General features: G+C 36.7%; 11 protein-coding genes. 10 read left to right on the top strand and 1 reads right to left on the bottom strand.

From position 1 onward, the window contains the following. Positions 1 to 48: 48 nt before the first annotated feature. The 10 genes from WFK35_RS13630 to nhaA all read left to right on the top strand — a co-directional run bounded on the left by WFK35_RS13630 (position 49) and on the right by nhaA (position 12,395). Positions 49 to 276 carry a DUF6814 family protein gene (locus WFK35_RS13630; protein ID WP_116099539.1) on the top strand — a complete coding sequence of 76 codons (228 nt, stop codon included), beginning with the start codon at positions 49 to 51 and terminating at the stop codon, positions 274 to 276. Between the two features lie 78 nt (positions 277 to 354). After that, positions 355 to 549 carry a hypothetical protein gene (locus WFK35_RS13625; RefSeq protein ID WP_214589342.1) on the top strand — a complete coding sequence of 65 codons (195 nt, stop codon included), beginning with the start codon at positions 355 to 357 and terminating at the stop codon, positions 547 to 549. Beyond that, positions 542 to 3,208, top strand: coding sequence for an ATP-binding protein (locus tag WFK35_RS13620; protein WP_442892049.1), 2,667 nt, complete (start codon positions 542 to 544; stop codon positions 3,206 to 3,208). Before WFK35_RS13625 ends, WFK35_RS13620 begins: the two co-directional genes overlap by 8 nt. A gap of 78 nt (positions 3,209 to 3,286) precedes the next feature. Next, a complete protein-coding gene (tnpA, locus tag WFK35_RS13615; RefSeq protein ID WP_336733036.1) occupies positions 3,287 to 3,724 on the top strand; it encodes an IS200/IS605 family transposase in 438 nt (145 codons plus the stop codon). Between the two features lie 139 nt (positions 3,725 to 3,863). Further along, on the top strand, positions 3,864 to 4,223 hold the full coding sequence (locus WFK35_RS13610) for a response regulator transcription factor (protein ID WP_087706415.1): 360 nt from the start codon (positions 3,864 to 3,866) through the stop codon (positions 4,221 to 4,223). A 108-nt stretch (positions 4,224 to 4,331) separates the two neighbouring features. Continuing rightward, positions 4,332 to 6,218 (top strand): AMP-binding protein, encoded by a 1,887-nt coding sequence (locus tag WFK35_RS13605; RefSeq protein ID WP_336733035.1) that lies wholly within the window; start codon positions 4,332 to 4,334, stop codon positions 6,216 to 6,218. Between the two features lie 156 nt (positions 6,219 to 6,374). Then, complete coding sequence (gene acs / locus WFK35_RS13600; RefSeq protein ID WP_290261807.1) at positions 6,375 to 8,309, top strand: acetate--CoA ligase; 1,935 nt, start codon at positions 6,375 to 6,377, stop codon at positions 8,307 to 8,309. A gap of 213 nt (positions 8,310 to 8,522) precedes the next feature. Then, positions 8,523 to 8,888 (top strand): hypothetical protein, encoded by a 366-nt coding sequence (locus WFK35_RS13595; protein WP_336733034.1) that lies wholly within the window; start codon positions 8,523 to 8,525, stop codon positions 8,886 to 8,888. 112 nt (positions 8,889 to 9,000) lie between these two features. Then, positions 9,001 to 11,211, top strand: coding sequence for a RelA/SpoT family protein (locus tag WFK35_RS13590; RefSeq protein WP_214589336.1), 2,211 nt, complete (start codon positions 9,001 to 9,003; stop codon positions 11,209 to 11,211). A gap of 2 nt (positions 11,212 to 11,213) precedes the next feature. After that, positions 11,214 to 12,395: a Na+/H+ antiporter NhaA gene (nhaA, locus tag WFK35_RS13585; protein WP_336733033.1), complete on the top strand. Its 1,182-nt coding sequence runs from the start codon at positions 11,214 to 11,216 to the stop codon at positions 12,393 to 12,395. Here the strand turns inward: nhaA and WFK35_RS13580 are convergent. Further along, positions 12,392 to 13,241: YihY/virulence factor BrkB family protein (locus tag WFK35_RS13580; RefSeq protein WP_336733032.1), on the bottom strand; the 850-nt coding region annotated here is incomplete at its 5' end. The genes nhaA and WFK35_RS13580 overlap by 4 nt on opposite strands.

Raw genomic sequence — 13,241 nt, 5'->3', positions numbered from 1 at the left:
ATTAAGCCCGGAATCACTTAAAAATTTATTAATTTTAAAACTACTAAAATGAACGGACTAAAAAAAATATTAGGCGTACTCTGGATCGCCATTGCATTAGTTGTAGGATATTTCGGAATTACAGTAATGGGAATTCCAAAAATCACCTCAGGAAAACAGGAAGATCTGGTTTTCGGAATCATTATCCTTTGTGTACTGATGCCGATTATTTCCGGCGGAATGGCAATTTTTGGCTACTATGCATTGATCGGGGAATATTCTGACGATAAAGTTTAATCTATTGATGATGAATGATAATTGATGCATGATACAAAAATGTCAGACCATCAATTATCATTCATTTAATTATCATATATGAAAAAAAGACACGAACAAAAACTGATCATTCTGAGCATCGGACTTCTGATTGCCTTCAGTATTCCGGTTTCACTGCTTTTTAACAATGACCGGGAAGTTTTCGGTTACCCAATGATTCTGGTTTATATTTTCGCTGTCTGGATGGTTTCCATCATTATCTCTTTTGTAATCGTAAAAAAGTATGATGAGTAGTTTTGCTTTATTCACCGTAGTTTTGTTTTATCTGGCACTTTTATTCTTAGTCGCTCATCTGGCGGAGAAGAAAAAGAGCAAGCTATGGATCAACAATCCTTACATCTACGCGCTTTCTCTTGCAGTGTACTGTACCGCATGGACGTACTACGGAAGCATTGGTGTGGCGGCAACAAGCGGACTTAATTATCTTCCGATTTATGTGGGACCAGTCATGGTGATTCCTGCATGGATCTACATCAACACGAGAATTGTACGTATTTCCAGGGTGAATAAAATCAGCAGTTTAGCCGATTTTATTTCTTTACGATATGGAAACAGCAGAAGTTTCAGCGCGATTATTACGGTGGTTTGTCTTTTGGCAATTGTTCCGTACATCGGTTTGCAGATCAAGGCTATTTCTGAAACTTTTCATCTGGTAACCAAAACAGCAATTTCTAAAAATATTTTAACAGATAACGCAACTTTCGTTGTTGTTTTAATTGCTTTATTTTCATCCTATTACGGAACACGTTATGTTGATGCTTCCGAAAAACGTTTGGGAATAATTTCCGCTATTGCACTGGAAAGTTTTCTTAAACTGTTCTTTATTATTATTTTAGGATTATTTGTTATTTACTTTGCATTTGACGGATTCTCAGATATTTATCAAAAGGCAAGTCTTTTCAAAGATTTTAAAGAAAAAAATACGTTCAACGGTATTGAAGGCGCGATGAACTGGATGGTGCTCTGCATGATTTCGGGAACAGCAATTTGTATCCTCCCAAGACAGTTTCATACCGCAATCGTAGAAAACCGACAGGAAAAACACATCAAAACAGCCATCTGGTTTTTTCCGCTTTATTTATTGATTTTTACGATCTTCATTTTTCCAATTGCATGGGCAGGAAGATTGATTTTTGACGGACAGAACGTCAATCCGGAGTTCTACTCTATCCTGATTCCGCAGTATTTTGACAATACTTTAATTACGGTTTTGGTTTTTCTGGGAGGATTAAGCTCATCTATTTCGATGATTATTATTTCCGCGATCACCTTATCCATCATGCTTTCCAATAACTTGATCATTCCTTACGGACTTTTGGGTAAATTTAAATCTGAAAACGAAGTTCAGAATACCAGAAACATCACCAATATCAGGAAATTCAGCATTTTTGCGCTGATTATCATGGCTTTTGGTTTTTACAAATACTTTATTTTAAAAACTTCGCTGGATTCTGTCGGACTCATTTCTTTCGTTATCATTGCTCAATTGGCACCTGCTTTTTTCGGAGCTATTTTCTGGAGAAGAGGAAGTTACAAAGGTGCCGTTATCGGTTTATTGGCAGGATTGGCAATCTGCTATTTCGGATTAATTATTCCACAATATTACTTCTCTTACAATCAGGAATTTAAAGGTGTTTTAAGAGAGCTTTACAATGCTTTTGATTTTTTCAAGATTTCCTTTTTAGGAAGAATTCCACAGATTTTCTTTTGGTCTCTTTTAGTGAATACTGCTTTATTTTCAATTATTTCTGTCAGCACTAAAGGAAATTACCGTGAAAGGAATTTTGCCGAATTGTATGTAGATATTGACAAGTACATTCAAAACCACGAAAATGCTTTTATCTGGCGCGGAACAGCCTACGTTTCCGATATTAAAAATATTCTGGAACGATTTTTAGGTAAAAACAAAACCGAACAGGCGTTAAGAATTTTTAATTTAAAATATAATATTGATTCTCAGACGGAAACTGCCGATTCAAGATTTATTAAATTTTCCGAAAATCTTCTTGCGGGTAGAATCGGAACAGCTTCTGCTAAAATTTTAATTGAAGGCGTTACCAAAGAAGATAAAATCTCATTAAAAGAAGTTTTAAACATTCTTGAAGAATCAAAAGAAACCATCACGCTTAATAAAAAGCTTACCGAACAATCGGAAGAGCTGCAAAAGTTATCCGATGATCTGAGAAATGCCAATGAAAATCTCATCATTAAAGACCGTCAGAAAGATGATTTTCTGGATTCTGTTGCTCATGAATTAAGAACTCCGATTACCGCCATCCGTTCCGCCGGAGAAATTTTAGCCGATGATGACGATATTCCTCTGGAAATTAAAAAGGAATTTTTAAACAACATCATCACAGAATCCGACAGGCTGAGTGAAATCATCAACGATATTCTGTATCTGGATAAATTGCAGCATGGTGAAATCGTACTGCACATTCAGGAAAATAATATTCTTGAAACGTACAAAAAAGCAGTCAACCCTCTTATGCATCTTATTCAGCAGAAAAATATTCATCTCAGTGAAGTCAATCTTCTCAATCAGTTTGTATTTAAATATGATGAAGCGAGAATGATTCAGCTTTTTCAGAATATTTTAGGAAATGCTTTAAAATTTACGGATGAACAGGGAACTATTCAGACCAAATTATCAGAAACAGAAGATGGGTTAATCATTAAAATTTTCAATACCGGAAAACATATTCCCGAAGAGGATCTGGAAATGATTTTTGATAAATTTTATCAGTCGAAAAATCAAAATATTTTAAAACCAACGGGAAGCGGACTGGGACTGGCTATTTCAAAAAAAATCACAGAAGCGCAGGGTGGAACGATAAAAGCAGAAAATAGCGGATTGGGTGTTACTTTTACAATCGCTCTGCCAAAAGAATAAGAAGGAGGAGAACCCGAAGGGTTCAATAACAGTAGCCGTAGGTAAAACCTATGGAAATAAATAAACACAAATGAGAAAATGGGAACATATCGACAAATATTTTATCATATTGTTTTCGGAACCAAACATCGGGAACAAACGATTAATGAAGAAAATGAATCAGAGCTATACAAATATATTTGGGGAATTTTACAAAATAAAAAATGTAAATTATACAGAATTAACGGAATGCCGGATCACATTCATATTTTTTGTGACGTTCATCCGAATATCACTCTCAGCAACCTTGTAAAAGATATAAAAGTTGCATCCAATTTATGGATGAAAGAATCGGGATTATTTCCTGAATTTTCAGGATGGCAGGAAGGATATGGAGCGTTTACCTATTCATTAAAGGATAAAGAAACAATAATAAATTATATAAAAAATCAGAAACATCACCATAAGACAGAGACGTTTGATGACGAATTTAAAAAGCTTTTAGCAGAACATGGAATCGAACCGGAATTCAATTAATTAAAATTCAACCCTTACGGGTTGGTTTGATGCGAATATTTATTCCATAGGTTTCACCTACGGCTATTTAAATTGAACCCTCCGGGTTCCCCAAAAGAAACAAAAAAACAATGCAGTCGAACAAAAAGACAATCACAATATGAAGAAGATAATCATTGCCGATGACGAGCACAAAATATTAATGTCGCTGGAATACAGCTTTAAGAAAAACGGATACGATGTATTTATTGCAAGGGACGGAACAGAAGTTCTGGAATTTCTGAAAACAATGACACCTGATGTCATTTTACTGGATATTATGATGCCGAATCTCGATGGATACAGTACTCTGGAACTAATAAAACAGGATGAAAAACTGAAAGATACGAAAGTAATTTTTCTGAGTGCCAAAAACAATCCGAAAGATATTGAAAAAGGTCTGGAAATGGGAGCCGATGCTTACGTTACAAAGCCTTATTCAATAAAAAAACTTATGCAGCAAATAGAAGAAATGTTTTAATACATTTTACAAACCGTCATTGCGAACGAAGTGAAGCAATATCAACAAAATATTAAAAGATTGCTTCGTCACTACGCTCCTCGCAATGACAAAAACACAAAAACTAATATGAATACAGATATTTTACTTAAGCAGAGCATAGAAGACAAAGAGAATTTCTGGAAAGAACAGGCTCAGGAAATCAGTTGGTTTGAATTCCCGAAAACCATTACTTCTAATGACGAAAACCAATACAATCAGTGGTTTCCAGACGGAAAACTCAATATGTGTTATTTATGCATTGATAAACATATTGAAGATGGTTTTGGAGATCAGGTTGCGGTTATTTACGATTCTCCGGTAACGAACCAAAAGCAAACCTACACTTTCAGTGAAGCTAAAGAAGAAATTTCAAAATTGGCAGGAGGATTAATTTCTTTAGGTCTGAAAAAAGGTGATACCGCCGTTATTTATATGCCGATGATTCCTCAGACTTTGTTTTCCATGCTTGCGTGTGCAAGAATCGGAGTCATTCATAATGTGGTTTTCGGAGGTTTTGCGCCGCATGAACTGGTGGTGAGAATTGACGATTGCAAACCAAAAGCATTAATTACGGCAACCGCTGGAGTTGAAATTGCAAAGAGAATTCCTTATCTGCCTTTGGTAGAAAAAGCGATCGAACTGGCTCAGGATAAGGTAGATCACATCATTGTGTACAACAGAAAATTGGTCGACAATCAACATGAAATGTTTGATGGGTTAATTGATTACGAAGAATTGGTACAGGATTCAGAATCAGCGGACTGTGTTTCGGTGGAATCCACTCACCCACTCTATTTGCTGTATACTTCCGGAACAACCGGAAAGCCAAAAGGTATTGCAAGAGATACAGGAGGTTACGCGACCGCATTGAAGTTTTCGATGAAATATATTTATGGAATCGAACCGGGAGAAACTTTTTGGGCAGCCTCCGATTTCGGATGGGCAGTTGGTCACAGTTATACCGTTTACGGTCCTTTAATCAACAGAAATTCAACGATTATTTTTGAAGGAAAACCGATTATGACGCCCGATGCAGGAACATTCTGGAGAATTATTTCCGAATATAAAGTAGCAGCCATGTTTACCGCTCCTACCGCAATCAGAGCCATCAAAAAAGAAGATCCGAACGGAGAATTGGTGAAAAATTACGATTTAAGCCACTTCAAAAAGCAGTTTTTAGCAGGAGAAAGATGTGATGTTGCCACTTTAGACTGGTTTGCAGAACATATCGGCGTTCCGGCAATCGATCACTGGTGGCAGACAGAATCAGGTTCGCCAATGCTTGGTTTAATGACTTTTAATGAAGACTACAAAATCAAAAGAGCTTCCGCAGGAAAACCAATTCCCGGCTATGATATTAAAATTTTTGATGAAAACGGTTATGAACTGGATGCGCATCATGAAGGTTATTTAGTTATAAAATTACCGCTTCCTCCCGGAGCTTTGCTGGGTATCTGGAAAGATTATGACCGTTTTGAGAAAAGTTATCTCTCGCAGTACAAAGGCTATTATTTTTCCGGAGACGGAGCCATAAAAGATGAAGACGGTTATATTTTCATTACCGGAAGAGTGGATGATGTAATTAATGTTGCAGGACACCGTCTTTCCACTTCCGAAATGGAAGAAATCGTTTCCTCTCATCCCGATGTTGCAGAATGCGCTGTTGTAGGAATTGATGATGAGCTGAAAGGGCAGATTCCTTTTGCAACTGTCGTTTTAAAAAACGGATCTACTGTTTCTGAAGATCAGGTAGAAAAAGACATTGTAAAAACAGTCCGCGAAAAAATAGGCGCTGTTGCCTGTCTTAAAAATGTGATGGTTGTAAAACGTCTTCCCAAAACCCGTTCCGGTAAAATTTTAAGAAAGCTGATCCGAACTTTACTGGACAGAAAAGAATTCCAGATTCCTTCAACGATTGATGATGAAAAGATTATTGAAGAGATTCAGGATAAAATTGGAGATTACAGAAGATAAAATATAAATTGTTTAAACTATCTCAGGATTAACAACAAAAGTCGCAAAAGACAGTATTAAAGTGAATTTCTATAATAATTAAAGCGCTCAAAAGAATAAAAATCAACTTTAAATAAAAATTTAAACAGACTTTAAAAGAGACTAAAAATTTAAATAATAAAATTTCAAAAAAGAAAGGATATGAGAAACTATCAGATAGAAAACTTACCGCAATATTTTGAAGAGTATAAAAAATCTATCAAAAATCCTAAAAAATTCTGGGATAAAATTGCAGATGAAAATTTCGTGTGGTATCAGAGATGGAGCAAGGTCGTGAAATACGATATGAATGAAGCCAAAATTTCGTGGTTTAAAAATGCTAAATTAAATATTACCAAAAACTGCATCGACAGACATTTAGCGGTAAGAGGCGATAAAACGGCAATCATCTGGGAACCGAACGATCCAAAAGAAGAAGCACAGCATATTTCTTACAACGAACTCTACAAAAGAGTGAACAAAACTGCCAATGTTCTTCGTGAAATGGGCATCGAAAAAGGCGACAGAGTCTGCATTTATCTTCCTATGATTCCGGAATTAGCCATCACAATGCTGGCTTGTGCAAAACTGGGAGCCGTTCACTCCGTTATTTTCGCAGGATTTTCTGCATCAGCCGTTTCTTCAAGAGTAAATGACTGTGGCGCAAAAATGGTCATCACCTCAGACGGAAGCTACAGAGGAAACAAAGTTTTGGATCTGAAAAGCATTGTAGACGAAGCACTGGAAAAAACGCCAAGTGTAGAAAAAGTTTTGGTTGTAAAAAGAACCAACAATGAAGTGAAAATGAAGGAGCATAGAGATTTCTGGATGGAAGATCTTTACGAAAATGCCTCTCCGGATTTCGTTACCGTAATCATGGATGCAGAAGATCCGCTTTTCATTCTTTATACTTCCGGTTCTACGGGAAAACCTAAAGGAATGCTTCACACCTGCGCCGGATACATGGTGTATACTGCGTATACTTTTAAAAATGTATTTAATTATAAAGAAAATGATATTTATTGGTGTACCGCAGATATCGGCTGGATTACAGGACATTCCTACATCCTTTACGGACCGCTTTTAAACGGTGCAACTACTGTCATTTTCGAAGGGGTTCCTACTTATCCTGAACCTGACAGATTCTGGGAAGTGATTGAAAAACATAAAATTACACAGTTTTACACAGCTCCGACTGCGATCCGTTCTCTGGCTAAAGAAAGCTCAGAGTGGGTAGACAAACATGATTTAAGCTCGTTAAAAGTGATCGGTTCTGTTGGAGAACCTATTAACGATGAAGCTTGGCATTGGTTCAACGATCATGTGGGTAACAAAAAATGTCCTATTGTAGATACTTGGTGGCAAACTGAAACCGGAGGAATTATGATCTCTCCTCTCCCTTTCGTTACGCCTACAAAACCAACGTACGCTACTCTTCCTTTACCGGGAATTCAGCCTGTTCTGATGGATGATAAACGCAACGAAATCACCGGAAATCAGGTGACGGGAAATCTCTGCATCCGTTTTCCATGGCCGGGAATTGCCAGAACGATCTGGGGAGACCATCAAAGATACAAGGAAACGTATTTTACTGCTTTTCCGGGGAAATATTTCACGGGAGACGGTGCATTAAGAGATGAAGTTGGCTATTACAGAATTACAGGTCGTGTAGATGATGTGATTATCGTTTCCGGACACAATTTAGGAACTGCCCCAATTGAAGACAGCATCAACGAACATCCTGCTGTAGCAGAATCTGCAATCGTAGGGTATCCTCACGACATCAAAGGAAATGCGCTGTACGGTTTCGTGATCCTGAAAGAATCCGGAGAAAGCAGAGATAAGGACAATCTGAAAAAAGAAATTAATCAGTTGATTTCAGACCAGATCGGTCCGATTGCCAAGCTTGATAAAATCCAGTTTGTTTCGGGACTTCCAAAAACGCGTTCCGGAAAGATTATGCGTAGAATCCTCAGAAAAATTGCGGAAGGAGATTTCAGCAACTTTGGAGACATCACTACCCTTTTAAATCCTGAAATTGTGGAAGAAATTAAAAACGAAAGGATTAACTAAATTTATATAAACTGATGTATCAGGGAGCGGGCTTTTAGTCCGCTTTTTCTTATTTGTACTCTGACATACTTACTAAATATTGATTCAATAGACAATTTCAAACAAATATGCAAATTTTATAGATTTTATATTAAAATAATAATTTATTTGAATTTCCACTAAAATATTTCACCTATAATAACTAACTTTATATACTCATTAAAACCAATGCTTATGTCAAATATATTAGCTGGATTATTTGGACATCACAGCGATTATAAAAAAATAGAAGCAGACCTTGAAAACTCAGGTTTCAAAGATTCAGAATACATTGTATATCTTCATGATGATGAATTACACTCCCAATATCTGGTAAGTGTTGTCGTGAAAGATGAGCATCAGACCGATAGTGCTTCCTGTATTTTCAGTGAGAATGATGTTTTAAAGACCTATCTTTTTGAAAATATGGAAATTGAACAGGCAAATTACATGAACATCAAGAGATTTATTGATGCCAGAAACAAAGCAGAAATCCACAACAGTCCCGATGTTAAGATTAAAATCTCTACCGCCGGAATAGATTCTGAAGTAAAATTTTAACCATTAAAGATAAAAATTAATAACCACCGATCCGCAGAGCATTCTGCGGATTTTTAATGCTGAAAACTGCAAAAAAATTCGTATTTTCGTGTAAATATAGGCTTTTACACAAATGAGTTACGACTTAGAACAGGAAAACAAGGAGATCCTTGCAAGATATAAGGATCTGATTTCGAATACATACAGAACTTTGGATGAGGAAAATAACAAGCTCATCCGTAAGGCATTCGATATAGCGCTCGATGCGCACAAAGATCAGCGAAGAAAATCTGGTGAACCCTACATTTACCATCCTATTGCTGTTGCCAAAATCGTAGCAACGGAAATCGGTTTGGGAGCCACATCCATTGCGTGTGCCTTGCTGCATGATGTAATTGAAGATTCTGACTACACTTATGAAGATCTGAAGAAAATTTTTGGGGAGAAAATTGCCAATATCGTGAATGGACTGACTAAAATCTCCATCATGAATCATCAGAATATTTCAGTACAGTCTGAGAATTACAGAAAGCTTCTGTTAACGCTGTCTGAAGATTTCAGGGTGATTCTGATCAAGATTGCAGACCGTCTTCACAATATGCGTACTCTGGAAAGCATGGCACCGGACAAGCAGAAGAAAATTGCTTCCGAAACCGTATATATTTACGCTCCGATGGCGCATCGTCTCGGATTATACAACATCAAATCTGAACTTGAAGATTTATCTTTAAAATATAACAATCCGGATGTTTACAAAGAGATCACCGAGAAATTGGAACTCGCCAAAGAAAGCCGCGAAAAATATATTGAGGAATTTAAAAAAGAAGTTTCTGAAAAATTAAATGAAGAGGGATTAAATTTCAAAATTAAAGGACGCGCGAAAGCCATTTCCTCAATTTACAGGAAAATGCTGAAACAGGGCGTTTCCTTTGAAGAGGTTTTCGACAATTATGCCATCAGAATTATTTATAAATCTGATGCCAAAAATGAAAAATTTCTTGCGTGGAAAATTTATTCAATCGTAACGGATGTTTATCACAGTAATCCTTCCAGAATGCGGGACTGGATCACGCAGCCGCGTTCCACAGGATACGAAAGTTTACACTTAACGGTTCTCGGTCCTGATAAAAAATGGATTGAAGTACAGATCCGTTCCGAAAGAATGGACGAAATTGCTGAAAAAGGGGTTGCTGCACATTACAAATACAAAGAAGGCTACAAACAAAGCTCCGAAGACCGGAATTTTGAAAACTGGGTAACCGAAATCCGTGAAGTTCTGGAACAGCAGCAAAACCTTTCTACGTCTGAACTTTTGGATAATATTAAGCTGAATTTATACTCAAAGGAAGTCTTTGTATTTACGCCAAAAGGTGAGATTAAAATTTTGCCGACCAATGCAACCGCTCTGGATTTTGCATTTTCCGTTCACTCCGATCTGGGAATGAAATGTTTAGGCGCAAAAATCAACGGAAAACTGGTACCGATCTCTTATGTGCTTCAGAACGGAGATCAGATTGATATTTTATCTTCCCAAAACCAGAAACCAAAATCCGACTGGCTGGAATTCGTTGTTACTTCAAAAGCCAAATCAAAGATAAAGAGTTACTTAAACTCACAAAAAAATCAGTTGGTAGAAGAAGGAAAAGAAATTTTGCAGCGAAAACTGCGTCATGCCAAAATTAACTTTAACGATGAAGAAGTAAACAAACTTCAGAAGTTCTTTAACCTTAAAACTTCTCAGGAGCTTTTTCTTAAATTTCAATCCAACGATCTGGATGCAAGCAGTTTAAGGAAATACATTGAAAGTAAAAACGTATTCAACAACCTGCTTTCAAGATTCAGAAAATCACCTGCGAAAAATACAACTTTTGTAGAGCCGAAAGAACAGAATCTTGACATGATTGTCTTTGGAAAAGATGAAGAAAAACTGAACTACAGCTATGCAAAATGCTGTACAGTAATTCCGGGAGACAAAATTTTCGGATTTATCACGATTTCAGACGGGATCAAAGTACACAGCGACAATTGTCCGAACGCGATCAACCTTCGTGCACAATACGATTACAGGGTAATTCCTGCAAAATGGGTGAATGCGGAAAGCTTCAAAAACAGAGTGAAAATAGAAATTGAAGGACTCGACAGAATGGGAATGATTAATGATATTACCACCGTCATCAGTGGAGCAATGGGAATGGATATGAAAAGTATGTCCATCGAATCCAATGACGGAATTTTTACGGGAACGATCATTCTTGAGGTAAAAAATAAAAGCCAGCTTGAGCAGACCTTCACCAAACTGAATGATATTAACGGCGTTTCCAGAGTGAGACGACTACAATCTTAGATATGAATTTAACGGTATATTTTAAAAAATTTTTCGAAAGCAGTCAGGCTTCAGGAATTATCCTGATTTTCTGCGTTTTAGTTTCTTTATTTATTGCGAATTCTTCCTTTGCGGAAAGCTTTCAGCACTTTCTGGACAGAGAAGCAGGAACAGAAATTTTTCCTTTAAAATATCCCGTTAGTATCTGGATTAATGACGGTTTGATGGCTATTTTCTTCCTTCTGGTGGGGTTGGAAATCAAAAGAGAAATGATAGAAGGTGAACTTTCTTCATTTAAGAATGCTTCTCTGCCCATATTTGCAGCAATCGGCGGAATGCTGGTTCCGGCAGCTATTTACAGCTTTTTCAATTTCGGAACCCCATACGGAAACGGATGGGGAATTCCGATGGCAACAGATATTGCTTTTTCATTGGCTATTATTTCCATGTTGGGAAAGGGAATTCCAAACTCGATTAAAATTTTCCTTGCCGCTTTAGCTATCGTAGACGATTTGGGAGCAATTCTGGTCATTGCAGTATTTTATACAGAACAGATTCACTGGATCTATTTACTCCTGTCTTTAGGAATTACCGCTTTATTATTTTTATTGAATTTCCTGAAAGTTACCCGAATTATCTTCTATCTGATTCCGGGATTATTTTTATGGTATTTTCTTCATCATTCGGGAATTCATGCTACTATTGCAGGAGTTTTACTGGCATTTACCATTCCTACCAATGTTTCCAATGTTGAGATTTCGCCTTTAGAAAAACTGGAGCATCAGCTTCATTCCCCGGTAAGTTTTATCATTATGCCTGTTTTTGCTTTAACCAATACCAATATTACATTCAACAATGAAATGATGGGAGGTCTTACAAACACTTTAGGTTTAGGAATCATCATCGGATTAGTTGCAGGGAAATTAATCGGAATCAATCTTTTTTCTCTGATTGCCATAAAGCTGAAACTAAGTTCACTTCCTCAAAACAGTACATGGATGAATATGATTGGCGTAGGATTGCTTGCAGGAATTGGTTTTACGATGTCTATTTTTATCGCACTCTTATCCTTCAAGGATGAAATTCCGATTCAGGATGAGGCTAAATTTGCCATTTTAATTGCTTCTTTTATAGCAGCCGTTTCTGGTTTTATAATTCTGAAAATAAGTTCTAAAAATGATATTATTGAAGATGGGGAAAACTAATTTTCTTCGTCTTTTTTATCGGTCAATTTCCACTTATGATTTTCATCGCCTTCCAGATCAGGCTCAGAATTTTTTGCATGATAGCCTTTTGCTTCTTTCTTCAGCTCGTCGGAAAGCAGTTTTTCGATTCTCACTTTTCTTATTGCCATATTGAGTTCATTTCCGAAAAGTAAAAGATAAACATTTACATTTACCCAAACCATTAAAAGAATCATACTTCCGATAGAGCCGTATAGAACGTTGTATCGCGCAATATTTTTAACATAAAGAGCGAAACCGTAAGTAGTGAGTACAAATAAAACCGTTGTTAAAATAGTTCCCGGAACTGCCTGTCTGAATCTGGCAATTCTTACCGTTCCCAGCCAGTAAAATAAAGCCAGTAAGATAAAATAAAAGATAGGGAATGATACAAATCCGATGATTTTGGAAAGATTATCCACCAGCCATGAAATGTCCTCAACCGGCGTAAACAGCTTAAGAACAAACTCTGAATAGTAGACTCCGAAAAGCGCTAGAAATACAATCGTAATAAACCCGATGGTGATGAAAAAAGACAGGATAAATTCTTTAACGTCCGACATTTTTTCATCGGTGTTTTCGTTAAATCCGTTAATGAGTGAAAAGGTTCCATTCGTTGCAAAAATCAAAGCAAAAACAATGGTTAAATTACTGATTCCCTTCATGTTGGGAACAATACTGGTTTCTATATAATTTCGGACGTCACCTTCTATATTGGACGGGAAAACATTATGCAGCAGAACTTCAAAAATGTAAAACTGAAGTTTGTCGTAGTGCGGCATATACGGCAAAACCGAAAGCAGGAACAGAATAAACGGAAAAAGACTG

It is taken from the genome of Chryseobacterium sp. VD8 (genome assembly GCF_037149975.1).
GTDB lineage: Bacteria > Bacteroidota > Bacteroidia > Flavobacteriales > Weeksellaceae > Chryseobacterium > Chryseobacterium indicum.
This window is presented reverse-complemented; position numbering and strand designations above follow the sequence as displayed.

What these genes read in the sequence shown, in the direction of transcription:
- WFK35_RS13610 (WP_087706415.1), top strand. Translation starts at nt 3,864, where the DNA reads ATGAAGAAGATAATCATTGCCGATGACGAGCACAAAATATTAATGTCG.
- WFK35_RS13625 (WP_214589342.1), top strand. Translation starts at nt 355, where the DNA reads ATGAAAAAAAGACACGAACAAAAACTGATCATTCTGAGCATCGGACTT.
- nhaA (WP_336733033.1), top strand. Translation starts at nt 11,214, where the DNA reads ATGAATTTAACGGTATATTTTAAAAAATTTTTCGAAAGCAGTCAGGCT.
- WFK35_RS13595 (WP_336733034.1), top strand. Translation starts at nt 8,523, where the DNA reads ATGTCAAATATATTAGCTGGATTATTTGGACATCACAGCGATTATAAA.
- WFK35_RS13605 (WP_336733035.1), top strand. Translation starts at nt 4,332, where the DNA reads ATGAATACAGATATTTTACTTAAGCAGAGCATAGAAGACAAAGAGAAT.
- WFK35_RS13620 (WP_442892049.1), top strand. Translation starts at nt 542, where the DNA reads ATGAGTAGTTTTGCTTTATTCACCGTAGTTTTGTTTTATCTGGCACTT.
- WFK35_RS13590 (WP_214589336.1), top strand. Translation starts at nt 9,001, where the DNA reads ATGAGTTACGACTTAGAACAGGAAAACAAGGAGATCCTTGCAAGATAT.
- tnpA (WP_336733036.1), top strand. Translation starts at nt 3,287, where the DNA reads ATGGGAACATATCGACAAATATTTTATCATATTGTTTTCGGAACCAAA.
- WFK35_RS13630 (WP_116099539.1), top strand. Translation starts at nt 49, where the DNA reads ATGAACGGACTAAAAAAAATATTAGGCGTACTCTGGATCGCCATTGCA.